This is a genomic window from Candidatus Gracilibacteria bacterium (assembly GCA_041658685.1).
In the GTDB taxonomy this organism is placed as follows: Bacteria; Patescibacteriota; Gracilibacteria; order UBA1369; family UBA12473; genus JBAZZS01.
In genome coordinates this window covers 425,518-444,581 of the sequence record JBAZZS010000001.1, presented here as the reverse complement: position 1 = coordinate 444,581, position 19,064 = coordinate 425,518, and the positions used below count along the sequence as shown (strand labels likewise).

Annotated in this window: 21 protein-coding genes; 7 read left to right on the top strand and 14 right to left on the bottom strand. The window is 43.8% G+C overall.

Features of this window, described 5'->3' with window-relative positions:
• Positions 1-4: 4 nt before the first annotated feature.
• Positions 5-265, top strand: coding sequence for a hypothetical protein (locus WC882_01745; GenBank protein MFA5842383.1), 261 nt, complete (start codon positions 5-7; stop codon positions 263-265).
• 2 nt (positions 266-267) lie between these two features.
• On the opposite strand, the gene WC882_01740 is transcribed toward WC882_01745, so the two are convergent.
• Positions 268-1,863 (bottom strand): tRNA uridine(34) 5-carboxymethylaminomethyl modification radical SAM/GNAT enzyme Elp3, encoded by a 1,596-nt coding sequence (locus tag WC882_01740; protein MFA5842382.1) that lies wholly within the window; start codon positions 1,861-1,863, stop codon positions 268-270.
• A gap of 16 nt (positions 1,864-1,879) precedes the next feature.
• On the opposite strand from WC882_01740, the gene WC882_01735 reads away from it, so the two are divergent.
• On the top strand, positions 1,880-3,397 hold the full coding sequence (locus tag WC882_01735; GenBank protein MFA5842381.1) for a WecB/TagA/CpsF family glycosyltransferase: 1,518 nt from the start codon (positions 1,880-1,882) through the stop codon (positions 3,395-3,397).
• 81 nt (positions 3,398-3,478) lie between these two features.
• Here WC882_01735 and WC882_01730 read toward each other — a convergent pair whose 3' ends face one another.
• The 4 genes from WC882_01730 to WC882_01715 form a co-directional block, all read right to left on the bottom strand.
• Complete coding sequence (locus WC882_01730; GenBank protein MFA5842380.1) at positions 3,479-3,778, bottom strand: hypothetical protein; 300 nt, start codon at positions 3,776-3,778, stop codon at positions 3,479-3,481.
• A 262-nt stretch (positions 3,779-4,040) separates the two neighbouring features.
• Entirely contained in the window at positions 4,041-5,474 is a 1,434-nt protein-coding gene (gene gatB, locus WC882_01725) for an Asp-tRNA(Asn)/Glu-tRNA(Gln) amidotransferase subunit GatB (GenBank protein ID MFA5842379.1), read from the bottom strand.
• Between the two features lie 9 nt (positions 5,475-5,483).
• Entirely contained in the window at positions 5,484-6,056 is a 573-nt protein-coding gene (coaE, locus tag WC882_01720; GenBank protein MFA5842378.1) for a dephospho-CoA kinase, read from the bottom strand.
• Complete coding sequence (locus WC882_01715) at positions 6,029-7,087, bottom strand: hypothetical protein (protein ID MFA5842377.1); 1,059 nt, start codon at positions 7,085-7,087, stop codon at positions 6,029-6,031. The genes coaE and WC882_01715 overlap by 28 nt, the downstream gene beginning before the upstream one ends.
• 202 nt (positions 7,088-7,289) lie before the next feature.
• Here WC882_01715 and lepB point away from each other — a divergent pair, with 202 nt between their 5' ends.
• On the top strand, positions 7,290-7,955 hold the full coding sequence (lepB, locus tag WC882_01710; protein ID MFA5842376.1) for a signal peptidase I: 666 nt from the start codon (positions 7,290-7,292) through the stop codon (positions 7,953-7,955).
• A gap of 1 nt (position 7,956) precedes the next feature.
• Here lepB and WC882_01705 read toward each other — a convergent pair whose 3' ends face one another.
• Entirely contained in the window at positions 7,957-8,373 is a 417-nt protein-coding gene (locus WC882_01705) for a hypothetical protein (GenBank protein MFA5842375.1), read from the bottom strand.
• Positions 8,374-8,420: 47 nt separating this feature from the next.
• Here WC882_01705 and fmt point away from each other — a divergent pair, with 47 nt between their 5' ends.
• Both fmt and WC882_01695 read left to right on the top strand, forming a co-directional pair.
• Positions 8,421-9,401 (top strand): methionyl-tRNA formyltransferase, encoded by a 981-nt coding sequence (fmt, locus tag WC882_01700; protein ID MFA5842374.1) that lies wholly within the window; start codon positions 8,421-8,423, stop codon positions 9,399-9,401.
• Between the two features lie 36 nt (positions 9,402-9,437).
• A complete protein-coding gene (locus WC882_01695) occupies positions 9,438-10,055 on the top strand; it encodes a hypothetical protein (protein MFA5842373.1) in 618 nt (205 codons plus the stop codon).
• On the opposite strand, the gene WC882_01690 is transcribed toward WC882_01695, so the two are convergent.
• The 4 genes from WC882_01690 to WC882_01675 form a co-directional block, all read right to left on the bottom strand.
• On the bottom strand, positions 10,048-11,208 hold the full coding sequence (locus WC882_01690) for an O-antigen ligase family protein (GenBank protein ID MFA5842372.1): 1,161 nt from the start codon (positions 11,206-11,208) through the stop codon (positions 10,048-10,050). The genes WC882_01695 and WC882_01690 overlap by 8 nt on opposite strands.
• Before the next feature lie 170 nt (positions 11,209-11,378).
• Positions 11,379-12,833 (bottom strand): extracellular solute-binding protein, encoded by a 1,455-nt coding sequence (locus WC882_01685; GenBank protein MFA5842371.1) that lies wholly within the window; start codon positions 12,831-12,833, stop codon positions 11,379-11,381.
• Positions 12,778-13,800, bottom strand: coding sequence for a glycosyltransferase (locus tag WC882_01680; protein MFA5842370.1), 1,023 nt, complete (start codon positions 13,798-13,800; stop codon positions 12,778-12,780). The genes WC882_01685 and WC882_01680 overlap by 56 nt, the downstream gene beginning before the upstream one ends.
• A gap of 181 nt (positions 13,801-13,981) precedes the next feature.
• Positions 13,982-14,371: a single-stranded DNA-binding protein gene (locus WC882_01675; protein ID MFA5842369.1), complete on the bottom strand. Its 390-nt coding sequence runs from the start codon at positions 14,369-14,371 to the stop codon at positions 13,982-13,984.
• A gap of 116 nt (positions 14,372-14,487) precedes the next feature.
• Here WC882_01675 and WC882_01670 point away from each other — a divergent pair, with 116 nt between their 5' ends.
• Entirely contained in the window at positions 14,488-15,084 is a 597-nt protein-coding gene (locus WC882_01670; protein ID MFA5842368.1) for a riboflavin synthase, read from the top strand.
• A 3-nt stretch (positions 15,085-15,087) separates the two neighbouring features.
• On the top strand, positions 15,088-15,489 hold the full coding sequence (gene ribH, locus WC882_01665) for a 6,7-dimethyl-8-ribityllumazine synthase (protein MFA5842367.1): 402 nt from the start codon (positions 15,088-15,090) through the stop codon (positions 15,487-15,489).
• Positions 15,490-15,492: 3 nt separating this feature from the next.
• Here the strand turns inward: ribH and WC882_01660 are convergent, their stop codons facing one another.
• The 4 genes from WC882_01660 to WC882_01645 are packed head-to-tail and all read right to left on the bottom strand — an operon-like array spanning position 15,493 to position 19,054.
• The gene (locus WC882_01660) at positions 15,493-15,852 is read right to left on the bottom strand and encodes a cytochrome b5-like heme/steroid binding domain-containing protein (protein ID MFA5842366.1); all 360 of its coding nucleotides are present in this window, start codon (positions 15,850-15,852) and stop codon (positions 15,493-15,495) included.
• A 5-nt stretch (positions 15,853-15,857) separates the two neighbouring features.
• Entirely contained in the window at positions 15,858-17,159 is a 1,302-nt protein-coding gene (locus WC882_01655) for a ferric reductase-like transmembrane domain-containing protein (protein ID MFA5842365.1), read from the bottom strand.
• A gap of 9 nt (positions 17,160-17,168) precedes the next feature.
• On the bottom strand, positions 17,169-17,957 hold the full coding sequence (locus WC882_01650; protein MFA5842364.1) for an SH3 domain-containing protein: 789 nt from the start codon (positions 17,955-17,957) through the stop codon (positions 17,169-17,171).
• 26 nt (positions 17,958-17,983) lie between these two features.
• A complete protein-coding gene (locus tag WC882_01645; protein ID MFA5842363.1) occupies positions 17,984-19,054 on the bottom strand; it encodes a hypothetical protein in 1,071 nt (356 codons plus the stop codon).
• Between the last annotated feature and the right edge of the window lie 10 nt (positions 19,055-19,064).

The following is a 19,064-nucleotide window of genomic DNA, read 5'->3' as shown; positions in this document are numbered from 1 at the left end:
AATTATGAAAGTTTTACCCAAACAATTCGCTTATCTTCTCAAGCACTCCACGTTGAATCCGCGGGAGCAGCAAGCGGTGCTCGAACTTTTGCCTCATTTATCTTTTTTTGCGATTGAATCGTTGAGTGAAGTTTTACTTAAAGATGTTGAAGGACAAGAAAAAATATTGACTGATGCGGAACGCAAACGCGATGCATTGATTTTGCAATTCAGTATGGAGGCGGAAAGAAAACGTCAGCAAAATATGCCGCCGGTTTTATTTTAAATTTATCGCAAATTTTTCATCATGTACGTCCCTTGCAAGCGATACCCCCACTTGCGGTAGTATTCGCGGGTGCCGATGGAAGCGATGACGGCGAGGCGATGGAAGCCAGCTTTTTGGGTGATGGCCTCGGCTTTTGAGAGGAGCTGATGGCCTAAACCGAGGTGTTGAGTGGCTTTGTCTTGTCGTTCTCCGATGCCGACTTGAAATCCGTACGTGTGGATTTCGCGCACAATGGCGGCGCTCTCCAGTTCCGGGATGAAATGTTTTTTGTGAGTGAAAAGTTGTGACGGAAATCGGAGGCGGAGTAAGGAAAGGATTTTGTCCTGTTTTTTGTCTTCGTAAGTGAGGAAAAATTCTCGACCGCCTGCGGCTTCAAAGGACTGTTCTTTATAAACGATATTTTTGGGATCCACTTCTGCGGTGCGAATTTCACGGCAACGGATGCAACGGCAGGGCCAATTCCCTTGGAGTTCGCCTTCCTCCTGTAACAATTGTCGCAAATTGGTCACCACACTTCCGGCCAAAATGCTGTCTCCGGGAATGTCGCGTACTAAGCGATCGATGCGTACATATTCGGGCATAACGGTTTTCATGCGTAATAAAAGTTTTGACAGCGTTTTTTTGTCATAGGGTTGGTACTCCCCTCTTCGCCATTCTTTTTCGAGTTCGGAATACGGGACCACGGTGCATGGGTATAGTTTGAGAAAGTCGGGTTTGTAGGCCGGATCCTCGAACAATTGTTTCATCATTTGAAAATCTTTTTCCGGTGTGCTTCCCGGCAAATTCGGCATCATGTGTACGGAAAATTTGAATCCTGCATCTCGAATGAGTTGAAGAGCTTTTTTGCCTTGTTCTACGGTTTCTCCACGTTTTACGCGTTTGAGAATCTCATCATCCAACGCTTGAATTCCAATTTGAAGCTTGGTGCAGCCTAGTTTCCGATAGCGTTGAAGTTCTTTTGGCGTGATGGTGTCGGCGCGGGTTTCGAGGCTTAAAGCTATGCAGCGATGTTGTGCGGTTTCATTTCGTTTTTGCGCAGCAGCAAGGGTGCGATCTTTGACTCCATTCAGCGTGTTGTAAAGTTGGCGGATGAAATTGGATTGATAGGCCTTGGGGTACGCGGCAAAAGTCCCGCCCAGCACAATGAGCTCGATTTTATCCGTGGGATGGCCTTGGCTTTCAAGGCTTTTGAGTCGGGTTTTTACTTGGCGTGCGGCATCAAAATCATTGAGCACGGCACGCATGGCTCCGGGCTCGTTGGATAGATAACTTTTAGGCATTCCTTTTTCCGCCGGACAAAAGGTGCAACGTCCCGGGCAATACCAAGGTTTGGTGAGCACGGTGATGGCCGCAATTCCGGCTAAACTGCGTATTTTTCGCTTGCGCAAAAGGGTTGTGAGAATCGGAACTTCTTTGATTTCTTTTTTTTGAATCAATTCGCGATAGACTGTGAGAATTTGGACGTTTGATGAAATCCCTCCGCCTTCTTTTCGGGCGTATTTTTTTTTGAATTGCGAAAGTTCGCGTTCGTTTTTTGGCGCTGCCTCGACCGCTTGTCGAATGAATTTTATAAGATTATCATGGGCTGGGTCTTTCATGATTTTAATCTATCCTATGTATCCTAAAACGGCAACCTCCCTGCGCACGCATGTTCAAACCACTTACGACGCCATTGCTCAAGATTTCAGTCAGACGCGGCAAACCACGTGGCCGGATTTTGAGTTTTTTAAGCCCTATATTCCTGCTTCGGCTCGTATTTTAGATGCGGGATGTGGAAATGGTCGATTGCTGCATTATTTTACGGCGCGGGAGTTTAAGTCGTATTTGGGAATTGATAATTCAAAAAATTTACTAAAGCATGCGCGAAAAGAATATTCGTCTCCTGCGATTGCGTTTCAATGGGGCGATACGCTGGATTTGAAAGTGAAATCTCATGAATTCAATGCGGTTTTTTCCATTGCGGTTTTGCATCATATCCCCTCTCGTGAATTGCAAAAAAAAGCGTTGGCTGAATTGGGGCAAACGTTGTCCGGAGACGGGTTGTTGTTTTTGTCCGTATGGAATGTGTATCGATGGAAATATTTTCCAGCGTTTGTGAAAGCGTTTTTCCGAATGATTTTTACGGCAGGAGATTATTCGTGGAAAGATTTGATGATCCCGTGGGGCGCCGGAGCGAAAAAAAGAATGCGTTATGTGCATGCGTTTACCGAGGGTGAATTGCTTTTGTTGTTGAAGGAATGCGGGTTTGAAATTGAGGCTTCGCAAACCACTCAAAATGGCAAGGCGGGCAATCATATGATCGTGGCGCGTCCGTATTTGGCGTCACGCGTGGTGCGAGTGATGGATGTGCCGTTTCATGCGGTTACGGCGAATGAAGCGGTTCAAGTGGTTCAGCGATTTTTAACATCCGGCGGACAACATCAAATTGTGACTCCCAATCCTGAAATTTTATTAAAGGCTGCGAAAGATTCCGAGTATTTAAAAATTTTACAAAAAGCATCGTTGAGCATTGCGGATGGTGTTGGGATTTTGTGGGCCGCACGGTTTGTTTCCGGAACGTCGTGGAGGTTTTTAAGGTTTGTGAAGGGCTTTTTTGGATTGTTGGTTGTCGCGATTCGTCCTCAATCACTGAGAGGAGTGCTCCCCTATCGGCTCACAGGCACGGATTTAATGGAACAGTTGATTCATCAAAGTTATCAAATTGGAGCTAAAGTTTTCTTGTTGGGAGCAGGTCCGGGGGTGGCTGAATCGTTGGCTGAAAAGTGGCGTTTTGATCCTATTGTTGGTACGTATGCGGGATCGCCTTCGATACGAGAAGAGAAAAACATTATTGATCGAATCAATGCTTCCGGGGCGAATATGGTTTTTGTGGCGTACGGCGCTCCGGCACAGGAACAATGGATCGATCGTAATTTAAAAAAGATGACGCACGTGAAAGTGGCTATGGGCGTGGGCGGTGCCTTTGATTTTTTTACAGGCGTGAAAAAACGCGCTCCTCAATGGATGCAAAAAATGGGGCTTGAATGGTTGTGGCGTCTCAAACAAGAGCCACGCCGGATCGGGCGCATCTTGAATGCCACGGTGCGATTTCCGTTGGCCGTGATGGGATGGGAGGAAAGAAATGAAAAATAAATTTTCCTTTCCCTCTTGCTTTAAAATATCTTCAAAAATTCCCTCGTTCCCCCTCCTTCCCCGCTATGTTTTTTTATAAACCTATTTTTTTTCCTTTTTCTTCTTTTCTTCTTTTTTTTCTACCGCATCTTGATGGGCGGCCATGCGTTTTTCAACAATTTCGACGACAGGTCGTGCGTATTTGAGGAGTTCGTGCGTCATTTTTAGAGGTTTGATCACCGCGGAATGGATGCGTTCAGCGGAGTCGCGAATAGCATCCGTGGCCTTGTTCATGTCACGCAAAATAAAGATCGCGTACACCAAAACGATGGAGAGAAAAATACTGAGCAATGCAATGCCGATCGAAAGAACAATGTAGAGAAAATCGAGAGAGGAAAGCATGGGAGGAAGATTAGGAAAATTTTAGCTAGATATAAGATAGGCTATTTGTAAAAATTTGTCCATCCATCCAGTTATCTGCGCGAATGCGGAAATAACATTTTTGGAAAGCGGTCAGGAAGAATTTTCGTTCACATGGGAGCGAAATATCTCGGATCATGATTCTCGATATTTCTTCCTTAAAAATGTTCACAAAAATTTTCCTTCCCACTTTCTTGAAATATCCTCAAAAACTCTTCCGCCTTCTTTTTAAGATTAAGTATTTCTAGTTTCCCAATTTCTTTTTTAGCATTTCATTCACCATCCCCGGATTGGCCTTTCCTTGCGAGGCTTTCATGACTTGGCCCACCAAAAATCCGAAGGCGTTTTTGGTGCCGGATTTGAAATCATTTATGACTTTTTCATTGCTTGCCAAAATTTGATCCACCAAGGCCTCGATTTCCCCGGAGTTTTCTACCTGTTTGAGGCCTTTTTTTTCCACAATCAACTCCGGGTCTTCGCCAGTCTCAAACATCGCGGCAAACACCTCCCCTTTTGCCAAGTTGTTGGAAATTTTATTTTCGTTCACCAAGCGAATGAGTTTTCCCAAATGCTCGGCTGACACGCGGCATTCGCGTAAGGATTTATTTTCTTCTTTGAGTTTACCCATGAGCACAGTGCCTAAAAAGGATGCGGCTTTGGCCGGGCTCTCGGAAACATCTACTACTTTCTGGAAATAATTGGCAATTTCGGGTTCTTCGCTAAAGAATTCGGCTTCGGATGGAGATAATTTATAAACCTCTAGGAATTTTTGGCGACGCTCGAGTGGGAGTTCGGGCACTTCTCTTTTAAGAACCGCAACTTCCTCCGGCGTAATGACGAGAGGCGGAAGATCCGGTTCCGGAAAGTAACGGTAATCCGCGGAATCCTCTTTGTCGCGTAAGAGTTGTGTTTTTTGATCCGCGTCGATCCAGCCCACAGTGATGTCTCCTTTCATGGGTTCGCCTTTTTCCCACAAAGCGGTTTGGCGTGCGATTTCATAATTGATTGCGGTTTCGAGGGATTTGAATGAGTTTAGATTTTTGATTTCAGCGCGAGAATACAGTTTGGAATCTCCTTGCGGTCGGGTGGAAACACTGGCGTCAAAACGCATCATTCCTTTTTCCATATCCGCTTCGGACGACCCCACATAACGCAAGATTTTTTGGATCATTTTGGCAAAAACCACCGCTTCTTTGGCAGAGTGAATATCGGGTTCAGTTACGATTTCCATAAGTGGCGCACCGGCTCGATTGAAGTCTATCAAACTTCCTCCCGTCACGTGCGTGAGTTTCCCGGCGTCATTTTCTAGATGAAGGCGCGTGATGCGAATATGCTTTTTTTCTCCATCCTCAAGCTCAATATCAACATAACCTTTTTTTGAAATGGGTTCATCGTATTCGGAAATTTGAAAACCGCTCGGTAAATCCGGATAAAAATAGTTTTTACGATCGAATTTGGCGATTTGCGGGATTTCGCAATGCAAGGCTAAGGCCGTGACCAAGCCTTTTTTAAGCGCTTCTTTATTGGTGGCGGGCAACATTCCGGGAAAGCCCATGCAAATCGGACACACATTGGTGTTTGGCTTTTTCCCAAACGAATCGTTGCTGCACGAGCAAAACATTTTCGTTTGCGTGGAGATATGCGCGTGAATTTCGAGTCCAATGACAGCTTCGTACATGAGTGTAGTTTAACAGATCGTTATTTTTTTCTCCAGCGCTTGAATGGAACCGGTGTTTTTGATCACCATTGCATTGTCAGGGAAAACGATTTCTTTTTGAACTTCTTCGATGGCTTGGAGTTCTTCTTTTTTCATATTACGTGAAATGATGCGGTTGTGACGTACGGTTTTTGGTGCATCTATAACCCAGAGTTCATCGAATTCAATTTGAGCCAGTTTTTTATTAAGTACCGGAATTTCGACAGCGATGGTATCGGATTGAATTTTGGCAATTTTGATTCTGCGCTTGAGTTCATCGATGATGGTCGGGTGAATGATGCGCGTCAGAATCGCCCATTTTTTTGGAAATTTTACGAGGGTTTTTAAGAGTTTTTTTCGATCCACATTGCCTTTTTTATCCAAGAATTCATCTCCGAAGAACGTTTGGATTTTGAGGGCGCCTTTCCCTCCGGTGTTGTAAAGGTCTCGAGTGATGGCGTCGCAATCAATGATGGCCACTCCCCTTTTTTTTAATAATTGAAGAACCGTGCTTTTTCCCGAGCCGATTTTCCCGGTTATTGCGATAAGAAATGGTTTTTTCATAGAGATAAACCTAAATCCAACAGAGCTTTTTTGAAATAATTTAACGCTTGCCTTGCTTCGTTTTGTGAAATTTTTACGTCTAATTCGTGAGCGATGCGGTTGCGTAATTTATGAGCGCGCCACACGTCGTTTACGGAGGAAAAAACCGCGTTTGCTTTTTTGAGTTTTTCGCCTAAAGTCCCGGAAAAGCCTTTTAAAGTCAGGGCGCGATCGAGAAGTTTGTCTGCTTCGAGTACACTTTCTTTTGGATTATTTGAGAGATTGTTAAGCGCGCGTTGCCATCCGGCTTGAAGTTGTTTTTGGTCGTGAGCGGAAAGTTGATGGCGTTTTTTGTTTGTCCAAATTAAAAGTCCTGCGAACAGGACGAGAAAAAGGAAAACAAGGGTGGGAAATAAAAAAGAAGACATTGAGGGAAACATAGGAAGAAAAAGTACGGGATTCAAAATGCGGGGAGACACTTTGTGTCAGCCAAATCTCGAATAATCTTGCATCATGTTTGATAAAAGATCTTTGAGGCTGGCGCTGTCTTTAAATGCTTTGTTGCGAAGAAATTCACTTTGCGCTTCCATAATTTCACGTTCCACGGTTTTTGGAAAAGCCACGGCCTTGAGTCCTACGGCTTTCCCTGCGCCAATTCGATCAATGGAAATGTCTCCAAAATTGAGAATGGTTCCCCAAAAACCAATGGTTTCGTACGTAACCCCTTCGATGGTGTGGTACTCGATGCGACTTGAAGATCGATGCCAAATGCCTTCCCATTGTAAATCGATGAGGCTTTGATTGGTCACTACAAGTGCGTCGAAATACCAATCGCAGAAAAATAAAAGCAACCATATTCCTCCCAATCCAGCCCATCCCGCCCACACAATCCAAAACGGTGGCATCATGTAATAAAAAAGTCCGGGCAATGCAAATCCAAAAAATACGTGCTTTAAAAAATCTTTGTAAATTTTAAAAGGATGAACGTGCGCGACGTGCAGAATTTTTTCTCCGGGATTGAGATGGCTACGATACAGGATGCTCGCGAGCATAAAATTTGGAGGGATGAGATTAATTTCAGTTTATCGTGTTGTAGACATCTGGTCAACGGACACGAACAAAGTGAGTGTCTTTGAGAATAACGTTTCATTTTCAGTCGCTTGTTGAATTTTAGACAATTGGTTGATATTCAGTGTATTTCATTGCTTTTTCTTACTTAAAATGGCATTTTACTGTGGTCTTAAAATTCAATTTATGCGCATGAGTCCTCGAGTTCGTTCGATTTTGATGTTTATCCTTGATGTAGCCGTGAATGCGGTGGTGATCATTGGGTTGGTGATTTTGCTCCGAATATTTGTGATTTCACCTTTTCAGGTTCATGGGCCTTCGATGTGTGATAATTTTAATAATTTTGAAGGCACGTGTATTCGCGGAGACGGCGAGTTTATTTTGCTTTATAAATTCGGGTATGAAAATATTTTGGGATGGCAGGTGGGTACGCCGGAGCGCGGAGATGTTGTTGTATTTGAACCGCCTGAAGCACCGGATGAATTTTATATTAAACGGGTGATTGGTCTCCCCGGGGAAACGGTCGAGTTTAAGGAGGAATATGTTTATATTGTAAATGAGGAAAATCCCGATGGATTTAAGTTGGACGAATCCGGGTATTTGAATGAAGACAATTGGGGGTTCACGGATCTTCCTTATGAAAGCGAGACAAGTTTTACGGTGCCGGAAGGATCTTATTTTTTGATGGGAGACAATCGTCGAGCGAGTAGTGATGCGCGTCGATGTTTTTCGGATCAAGGGTGTGATGGAACCAATACGCCGTATGTGACGCTCGATAAAATCACGGGGCGCGCTTGGCTCGTGATGTGGCCGTTGAATCGGATGAGAGTGGTCCCGGAACCTGCGTTTTAATTTATCCCCTACTCGTCAAATACGCCTCTAGTAAGACTGCGATGGCGACGATGAGAAGGCCATTCCACCATGTGAGAACACCGAGAATCAAGAATGTTACGCACAACAAAGTGCACACGCTGAGGAGCACGCCTTGCCGAAGCGAAACGCTGAGTGCGTGATATTTGGCGTCCTTTTCTTCTCCCAATAGATGGCGAATCCAGCATCCGAGTAACGTGAAAGTGCCGATCAAGGCGAAAAAAAGGCTGATCGAAAATAAGCTCAATGCTTTTCCCGTGGCTTCGTACGGATCCAATTTAAGCATCACTAAAATAAAGGCGGACCAGGTAAAAATTGATGCAATGGCAATGGTCCAGCAATAGCGTTTGTACCCGATTTCGAGCGGATCGTAATCTTTGACGTGTTTAGAATCGTTCATTTTGGTAAGATAGGAAGTGGCATCATTATTTCATAATTTTTAATGACTTGAAAACTGAAATATATTTTTTAGGCACGGACGGGTTTGCGGCTACCATTTTAGAGCGATTATTGAAAGAGGATGAAGTCGAAGTTTTGGGTGTAGTTACGCCTGTGGATGCGCCTGTGGGAAGGAAACAAGTGTTGACGCCGTGCGCGGTGAAACAGGTTGCGTTGAGTGAAAAATTGGTTCTTTTTGAAGAGGTTTCGGCGTTGCTTTCTCTTGAGCGACCGGATTTTTTGGTGGTAGCGTCTTATGGGTATTTTCTCAAAGAAAAAATTTTAAAATTTCCGAAGTTTTTGAGTTTGAATGTGCACGCGTCTTTGCTTCCTAAATATCGAGGGGCCTCCCCTATTCAGACTGCGCTTTTAAATGGCGATGCGGTGAGTGGAGTTTCGATCATGGAAATGGTGAAAAAAATGGATGCCGGACCGGTGTATGCGTTTGCTGAGGTGAAAATTGAAGAACGGCACAATGCGGAAAATTTACGAGTGGATATGGCTAAAGTGGGAGCTGAGTTGTTGGTGCAGGCGTTGAAAGGGGTTGTGAAGGGAGTCTTAGAGCCACAGCCGCAAGATGAATCGCAAGCGACGTATTCGTGTAAAATCACGCGTGAAAGTGGAAAAATCGATTGGAAGCGTGAAACAGCCCGAGGGATTGTTTGTAAATTGAAGGCGTATTTCCCATGGCCCGGGGTGTATACGTTTTTTAAAGGGAAACGGTTGAAGATCCATGAGGCTGTATTGTGGGACGATAATGGCGAAATTAAAGCGGGCGCTAAGTGCGACTCCCCGGGCTTGGTCCGACATGAAAATGGTAGATTTTTCGTTGAAACTCGAGAGGGATTTTTAATGTTAAAAACCGTTCAAGAAGAAGGGAAAAAAGCTATTTCCGTATCTGATTTTGCGCGAGGGCATGCGGATTTTGTAGGGTCGTCATTATGAGCGTTTGATAAAAATCGTTTGACTAAAATTTGTTTTGTGATATAGTGAATTCCTTTTCTTCATGACTTTTAACTTTTTGCTATGAGAAATGCTTTATTAGGACTTGCTGCTTTAGGTTTTTCTGCTTGTGAAGAACCGGCTCGAACGCCGGCAGGGGAACCTGTTAATATTGATGTTGCTGTGGTGACGGAAAAAATGAGAGAAAAAACAGATTTTGATTATAGTTCTTGTGGTTCTTCTATAAATCGTGTTCCCGGAGAATCGGGACTTCCTAAAATTTTGATGAAATCTAACGGTCGTACAAAACAATGTGGAATTCAATCGGGTATTGATGTTTTACGGGAAAAAGGATTACATGAGGTGTCTTGTGATGATCTTCGTCCGAGGTCATTAGAAATGGATCCTGCCCTGAGCGAAGGAATAAATTTGTGTCGACATGCGATTTTATGTTTTTCCGATGACAGTGATAACAGGCAAGCTCTTTTAGATGTTTGGTATCAGGTTAATTCAGAGGGTGGTTTTGATAGCGGTTCCAATGCATCTTTTTATTATTCCCCTTCTTCTGAGCGTGTTTTTCCTGCCACGGATCCCCTTCCGGCGGAATCATTAAAATGTTTTCCATCTCAAAAAGTGCAGGATTTTATCGAGAAAGGTTTAACTGATACAAGTCCTGGCTGGATAGTTTCTGAGCCTAAATAGTATTTAGCATCCCCCACAGCATGACCCCGGGATACAGGCTCCATAAATAATGATCGAATAGCCCGAGAAGGGCGAAAACTAAGATCGTTGCGAAACGAAGTTTTTGTGAATGATTTTTTTTAAGAATTGCCCAGAAACCCAAGATCATCGCTCCTCCACCCCAAATTCCCAATTCATTGGTGATCAGAGCGTAAATATTGTGCACGGGTTGGAATTGCCACGGTTGCAATTTGATTGCGGTGAATTCTTGCATGCGCGCAGTGAATTGGTGGAGCCCTACGCCCCACGGTCGATGAAGGAACATGGATAGGCTGATTTTGAGGTATTCAAGGCGTTCGTGAACGGATTCGGAAGTGAGAATGTCCGGGATTTTTAATAATAATAAAATTCCCAATCCTGCGGCGATCCCTATGCTTACTTTGGGTTTGATGATTTTAGTGAAAGCCAGGGCTGCGAATAGACATAATAACGCGGCTTTTGAGCCTGTGAGAATCAGTGCGATTCCCAGCAATCCCATGAGAAGGATGCGAATTTTCCCTTTCCATTCTTGCGCTATAAAAAAGAGTCCCATGAGCAAATATCCGGCCAACACATTGGCGTGAGGAAAAGTTCCGTAGGCTCGAATCCATGTGTGCCCCAAAAGGTTGATTTTGGCGACTCCGGCCACGGTGGGGGCAATGAACGGTTCTCCCAAAAACGCTAAGCCGATCGAGTGCTGCAGAATGACTTGCGCGATTCCGATTAGGGCTTGGACGCTTACGGTGACGATAAAGAGGCGTTTTAAGGTTGATTTTGATAAAATATCTTGCTCGAAAAGCACGCATGCGATGATCAATGCAAATACGTGAATGAATCCTAAGCTTGCGGAGATTTTATCTTGCGCAAAAAGGATTGATAGCCCGGAAAATCCTAACAATCCGATGATGATAAAAAAGGTTGATTTTTTGATTTTAAACTCGGATTCGGTGAGATTTTTTATTAAAAAAAAGAGGGCGCTCAACAAAAGCGCCACTTCACTGAAATAGAGGCTAAAACTTGTGTAAGGATTGAAATTTTCTCCTTGTAAAAATGGGTTTTGCCACAATAAAACGGACGCGGAAAAGGGCAGGGTCAGGACGAAAAGGGAGAGGAAAAATGAACTCAGCTTTTTCATGAAGTCACCCTTCGAGAGCCTCAGGGTGACAGCGGAGAAAAAACGAAAAGTCTTCATAATGAGGAAAGAAGAAATGCGGGGAAAGAAATTCAGGGGGAGCTCACTTCGCTGGAAAATACGGGGAGGGGAAAGCTCACTTCGCTACGCTTCGTGAGTGCGCTACGTGAATGTTATTCTTCGGGGTCCGTGGTTGGAGTGGTGGTGGTGCTTGTGGTTTGTGTCACCGGGAACAATCCGCCGGTCTTGAGGTAAGTATTGGCTCCATCTTCGGCGTTTTGTAAGGCTTTTTGAGGATCCATGGTGTTGAGCACGTTTTCAATCGCATTCACCAATAATTCTTCGTACGCGTAAGCATCCGGGAATGGAATGCTTTCCGCGTAACCGACTTGACTGGCAAATACTCCATAAATCGCTTCATCTTGCTCTTCTTCGATCATGTCGCGACGGCTCGCGGGTCGATGCGTTTCATCGTGATAACGCGCCATGTTTTCTTTGTTGGCCAAAAAGGTTAAAAATTCCCACGCTTCCTCGGGGTGTTCCGTAGTGCGTGACACGGTTTCGGCAAAATAACTGGCATAGGTGCTGCGTTTATCCGTGCTGGTTTCCGGATCTTCGAATTGAGGGATTACCGATACTTTTACCGCATTTGGAGAAATGGTGTCCTGTCCTTCGGATTTGAGTTCATCGATTTTAGCTAAAATTTGTTCGTACAAATAGGAATACCCGATCACCATGGAAACTTTTCCACGTGCAAAGGTTTCGATTTCTTTGTCTTCGCTTCCGGCATTGGCCAAATACGAATTCCAACAATAATATTTGCTACTGGGCATGGCGAAATTGGTGTAATACGCGAGGGCTTCCACCCCGGGGTAAAAGGCACCCGAGGTTCCTACGCCGGTGGAATCCGCGAAGGTGGTCTCGGTGTAAGCCGAATCGTAAAAATTAGTTCCGAATTGGATCATTAAAAGATAGACAATATCCACGGCGCGTAAAATATTGTCGGCGCGGCCCATGGCGATTCCGGCAACTTGGAATCGTTCAAAGCTGTTGTCGGATTTAGTGAGTTTGTACACATCTTCTTGAAGTTCGGCCCATGTGCTGGCGGGTTTTCCTCGAGAAGGAATGGCGTCCTCAAATTGATCGGCGTTGTAATACAGCGCGAGATTGTCGATGTAGAGTGGGACTCCATACACATGATTGGTGCCGGTTTCATCGGGAAGGATGAGGTCCTCGGCCGCCACATTCACGAATGTATTCTCAAAATCAGCAATTGGGATAAGATCACTTGGGGCCGGGGTGAGTTTTTTGCGATGCTCGATAAACCACGTATTTTGCATGGAAAAAATATCCGGTCCTTCGCCTTCCGCCATTTCGTTGATGATCAAGTCGAGGTATTCGCTCGGGTCTGTAAATTTTTTATAATTGATGTGAATGTTTGGATGTGCGGTTTCGAATTCTTTGATGATGGGAGCGAAAATGTCTTCGTCGTCAAAAAGATGATAGTACGTGAGTTCGATTTTTTCAGTATCTACAGTGGTGGTTCCTTGATTTTTTTTAAGACTGCAACCACTAAAAAAAGAGACAGAAAGTGCCAAGAGAAGCGTTAAAGCGATGATTTTTCGCATAGCGAGGGAGGGAAAAGGATAAAACGAAAAGGAGCAATCAGTTGGCGGCATTATACCCCGCCTTTACTCCTTGAAGGAAGTATTTTTTAGACAGGGCATAAAAATATAAAGCTTTCGTTCTTTTGCCGGTGAGGGCGTTGAGTCCTTGAAGTAAGGCGAGTGAAACAGGATTGCTTAAGAGTTGGAAAATGATTTTTTTAAGCGGCGGCGGGACTTTTTTGAGTTCCGGGTGTTTGCGGTCGATGAGGTGCGCGGATTTACCGATTAGAATCATGCGTTTTTTGAGGTCTTCTTCGGTGATAAGATGGTCGTGGTAGCCAATGGCGGCTCGTGCATACAATAACCGCAGACCTTTTTCTTTTTCGAGGCGATAACCTAATTCAATGTCTTCCCAGCCGTAATGACTGAATTGAGGATCGAACGGATTTTTTCCTAAAAATGAACGTTTTAAGGATAAATTGGAGGTGTAGAAAAAATTAAAATCCGGGACTTGGCCGCGTTCCAATTTTTCATACGCGAATTGATGCCCTCCGAATTTTCCAAAAATAGAAGATCCGTTGGTCATCCATTTCATATAGGGAGTTAAAGGCAACTGCGGATCCCATTCGATTTTCCCTAAAATTCCGATGTTCTCAGTTTCGAATTCTTCGTGCAAACGTAAATGTTTTTCGACGGCTTTTTTTTCGAGTAAAATATCGTCGCCGAGGAAGAGGATGATTTCACCTCGGGCCTCTTGTAAAGCAAGATTGCGAGCATGTCCTTGGCCTGCGTGAGCTTGCTGGAGAATTTTGAGCGTTAAAGGGCCCTTGTAAGCCTTAAGTTCTTTAACGGTATCGTCGGTGCTCCCGTCGTCAACAACAATCACTTCGAATGCCTTTAAGGGGTAGCTTTGCTCCTCAAGATGCTTGAGGCATTTTTTAAGCGTGTGATGGCGATTGTAGGTTGGGATGATTATGCTGAGATCCATGGCTCAAAGTATACGCGGCTGGCTTCGTTGAGTGCAACCGTTGCCAGACAAGTAGAAAAGGAAAATTTTTATGAGCATTTTTAAGGAAGAAACGCCGAGAATCATGATCCGAGGCGTTTCGCTCCCATGCGAATAAAAATTCTTCCTGACTGCTTGTCTGGCAAAATTCGATTCGCTTTTTCTATTCTTCCTTCTCATCCTCTCCATCATCGAGCACCACTTTGTCCCCTTCTTTTTCCTTTTTAATACGGATGAAGTTGACGCTGTCGGCGTTGATTTCGGTCACGTAGTGGCGTGATTTGTTTTTGTCCTCATAGGAGTGATTGTGCAAACGGCCTTCTACGTAGATCGCACTTCCCTTTTTAAGGTTTTTTCCGCAAATGGTGCCCAAGCCTTGCCACGCGGTGATGCGGTGAAAATCCGTGGTGCGTTGGCGCTTGCCTTCGCTATCCCGCCAATCGCTGTTGGTGGCGAGTGCGAAAGAGGTAACGACTTTTCCGGTTGGTGTGGTCCGCATTTCCGGATCTGCGGCCAAATTTCCCATGAGGGAGACCCTATTGATGCTTCGCATAAATAAAGGGTTAAAAAAATAGTACCCCCACGATAACGAAACAATCATTACAAAAATCTTTCAAAAAGATGAACCCGACAAGATTGCGGGGCATTTTTATGCTATAGTTTGTGATGATGTTTACCGGTCTCATTCAATCCATCGGAAAAATTGACCGTCTTGAAACCACAAAGACGGGGCTGCGCATGACGCTTTGTGCCTCTTTTTCAAAAAAGATCAAACCCGGAGATAGCGTTGCCGTAAATGGCGTTTGTCTTACCGTGATTGCGCCCCCGAATAAGGCTAAAATGGTTTCTTTTGATGTGATGCCGGAAACACTTAAGGCCACGACGCTTGGTTCCCTTAAAAAAGGCGACCTTGTAAACCTTGAACCCGCCCTCTGTGTGGGCGATGCGTTGGGGGGACATTTTGTGCAAGGACATGTGGATGGCGTGGGCATGGTTCAGCGCATTGTGGCGCAGAACAAGGAGTTTCGTGTGTGGATTTCACTCCCCCGTTCGCTTCAGCGCTATGTGGCAAAAAAGGGCTCGATTGCGATCGATGGCGTGAGTTTGACGGTGAGCGATGTTAAAAAATCGCCGGCAAGTTTTGAGGTTTGTCTGATCCCTCATACGCTTGTGAATACCACTCTTTTTAATCTTAAGAAAGGCACTCGGGTCAATCTTGAGATCGACCTTTTAGCTCGTTATTTAGGTCAACTTCTAAAAAAATAAATTATGAAAATCGGAATTATTGTTTCGGAATTCAATGAAAACATCTCTGAGCGATTGCTTAAAGGAGCGGAACGCGGATTAAAAAAGGCCAAAGTTGCTTATGATGTCGTTCACGTGCCTGGCGCATTCGAGATTCCGTTGGCAGCCTTGCGCATGGCAAAAACCAAGAAATATGACGCTCTCATTGCTTTGGGTTGCGTGATCAAGGGCGACACGGATCATTACGAAATGATCTGTCGTGCATGCGTGGATGGAATTGTTGAGGTGATGTTGGATGAAGAAATCCCGATTGCGTTTGAGGTGTTGATGACGAAAAATGAAAAATTAGCGCTGGCACGCTGTAAAAATGACGAAACCAATAAGGGTTATATTGCAGTGGAGGTGGCGCTGAAAATGGCGAAATAATTTTTATTGAACGAGTTGCCCCACGTAATAATCCTTGAGCAAATCCCACGCAAAATTGGAGTGAATGGCCGCGAATATTGTGGATGCTTCTCTCCCGCAATTGTCTGTGATCGTGGATTTGCCGCCCGGATGTTTATTGATGTAATTGGAAACGTCGTAGACTTTTGTGTCGATGATGAGGTAGCAATCGTTGGCCGTGTTGTGTTGGGTCACTTCGGTGGTGGTGAATTGGGTGACGGGAATAATCGGAGTTGCGGATACATTTTCAATTGAAGCTGAGGATTTATTTATAACGGAAAAGGTATAAATGGTGACAATCACCCCGAAGAAAAATATGAGGGTGGCCCACGTAATTTTTTTCATAATTTTTAGTTAAAGAAATTGAATTCCTCCGAATAAAGAAGGCTTTTGGAAACTCCTTTTTTAAGGAATTGGGATTTTAAAGATTGAATCATGGGGGCCGGAGCACATAATAAAATGCTTTTTTCTTCCAGTGAACCGGATTGGGTTCGAATGTCTTCTATGTGGAGGCGACCTTGGGTTTTTGAGCATGAAAAAATCACTCTTACGGCCGGAGAAAGACCTTCCAAGGAATTCAAATAAACGGCCTCTTCTTTATCTTGGGTGCAGTAATAAAGATCGATTTTGTAGTCCGTGTTTGCAGGAAGTGATCGCGCCATGCTGATGAAAGGCGTGATCCCAATGCCTCCGGCAATCCAAATTTGGTTTTTATAAGGGGTGTTTTGATAGGAAAAAGTTCCAAAAGGGCCTTCGATTTCCGCGAGTGTGTCGTTGGAGAGATTTTTGAGTTTTGACGTGTAATCGCCGAGATTTTTTATGGTGATGGTTAATTCTTTTTCATTCGGGCTTGAGGAGATGGAAAATGGATGGCTCTCACCGCTGATTTTTGGGCCCTTAAATCGGACGAAAATGAATTGGCCGGCCTTGAAGGGTATGGAATTTTCTTTGGGCTTTAGGGTGATTTCCAGGATTTCTGAACTTAAAATTTTTACCTGAGAAACCGTATAATTGTATTTTTTAACAAGGGCTTTTTGTAGAATCGTTCTGTAGGTGAAAAGGATCATGGCCAGGCCTGAAAGTCCGAGGATATAAATTCTTAAAAAAAGATTGCGGGACGTGTCGCTTGGGATTAAATAAACGTGAAAAACCGCAAGGAGAAAAATGATTCCGAGAAATTTATGCATCCATTTCCAAAGGTTGTATTTGGGGCGTAAAAAAAGCGTTAATGTGATCAGTCCAATGAAACCCAGTAAAGCGATCAGTCCCCAATTGAGCGCCCAATTGGATCCAAACCATAAAAAAGAGGCGGCTTGTTTCCAATTTCCTCCCGTATATTTGGGAATTAAAAAAAGAGGGTGAAAAAGAATTAGGATTAGTCCGGTTTGCCCGATGAGGCTGTGTTTTTCATAGACTTGGTTGAGGCCATTAAATAGTTGTTCCAAAATATGGGATCGTGCACTGAGAATTAGACTGATGGCGAATAACGTGATTTCGATCAATCCCAAAAGTTGGCCAATATTGGCTATGGTGGTTGTGAAATCGCTGAATCGAGATTGTGGCGCGGGAAATATTCCCCATAATACAACAGGGATCATCGTTGCAACTAAAACCGCAATCCATCCAATCCGAGTTTTTTTCAAAAATTTCATGGGCCTATTCTAGTCCGCCATGCTTAATCCATCAAACACTTCGGTTGCACTCAGATTTGTGCCTTTGATGATGTCAAAATTTTCTATGACAAACCAGCCTTGAACGCCGGTGGAAGTTTCGACCAGGCACCACTCCTTGTTGTCACTGGAGAGAATTGTGGCAGATTCCCCTACTTCCAATATCGCCACTTGCTCGCTGTCGGTGCGCGATTTTTGTAATGGAAGTGGTTGAAGCACAATCACAGGGGTGTTCATTTCATATAAATCTTGAGGGATATTTTCGATTGAATGCGCGTCCGTGAGTTTAAATTGATCTTCGTAGAACCAGGTTTGTAAAATTTGGCCGCGCGTTTGAGTGATGAAAGTTCCATTTCCCGGGAAAGTCATGTTAAGACCCGGTATGCCTTGCGTTTCGCCCATTGAAATTAGATTTTTCCCATCATAGAAATAAAAGAAAGTACGATAATCGCTACTCGGGCCGTAATCGCTCACTGCGATTTCCTTAAAAGAATCGGTGGGGTCGATGTCAACGATTTCAATATAGCTTTTGAGGTTCTGCTCATTGCCTTCCACGAGGGCATCATTTACTTGAAGCGTAAACGAGTCCAGGGTTTTGGGTATTTCAAATGAAATTTGATCCATAATTCCATCACTGTTTAAATCGGTGGTCATCGTGTTAACGAAATTTTCATCCTTAACGACAGAGGGATTTTTTTGTTCTGTTATATGAAAGGTCTCTATGATGGTCGCTAAAATAATGATAAACAACCCTAAAATTCCTAAAATGATTTTTTTCATAAATTTTTAATAAAAAATTATAATCCTTAATATTCATCGTACATGGGAGTGGGCTCAAATCGTATGGAATCTAAAATAGCTGGAATATCTTTTAAATAAATTTGGTCTTCTGCGTCGTAACCACTGTAAAAATAGACTTTTCCATTGTGTTCCGTAAGATACGTCACTCCGGTAATCGCCGAATTGTTTTTGTCTGAGGCATCCACGGAAGTGATTGAAAAAATAGCTTCATCAACGCTCGATGCTTTTTCAATTACAATGGTGTACAGCTCGGATCCGACCGCGAAATTGTAAGGATCGTTTTCCGGCATTCCTTCGGGGCCATAAAATCCAGCTCGCTCTGCGACCCAATCGACGTTTCCCCAAGAAGTCGGGATGTCCAATATAAAATTAAAATGTTGGCCTTGTTCATGAATTCTTAATGAAAAAATATCTGATGGTTGGAATTTCCCATTGATCCAATCAAGTTGTGTCTCCTTAACCGAGTAAGCGCTATTAATTTCAGCATCATAATAGTAATTATAAACCGTTAACGAGGTGCCGTATTGAGGAATTTCAAAATAGAAAGTTCCTGTATAGTTTTCTTTTTCCGTGGGTTCGTAATTATTTTCCTGGAGGAGTTCGGCGGTGACATCGATCCATTCGCCTTCATTGTATTCAAGAAGCCAGAAATTCCGATTGCAGGTTTCCGTACATGTCCCTCCTTCGACAGCAATAACGTTAGTTCCGTCAGGTTTAATGAAAATGGCCATGGCTCCACTGGTGGTTTTTTCCCCTTCCACGGTGTCTCTAAATTTTATGTAGTAATTTTCTTCATCTATAAATTCAACATCAGAGGGTTTCCCGAATATCTCGAGTTCTGGCAAATATTGATACGATAATAATGAATAGTATTCTTCAATGGAGGCTGGAGAAGGAGTTTGGGTATTGATTATTTCTTCGGGTGGGGTCGTGTTGTTTTCAGTTGGAAGGATTGCGTTTTCTTTTTCTGTGGAATGAAATTTAAGAAAAAGAATTCCTGTTATTAGAATTAACATGACTAAAATAATCGAGACGAAGGTGATTTTGTGACTTTTTCCCTTTAGGATGGTTGGCATTTTTTTTGAG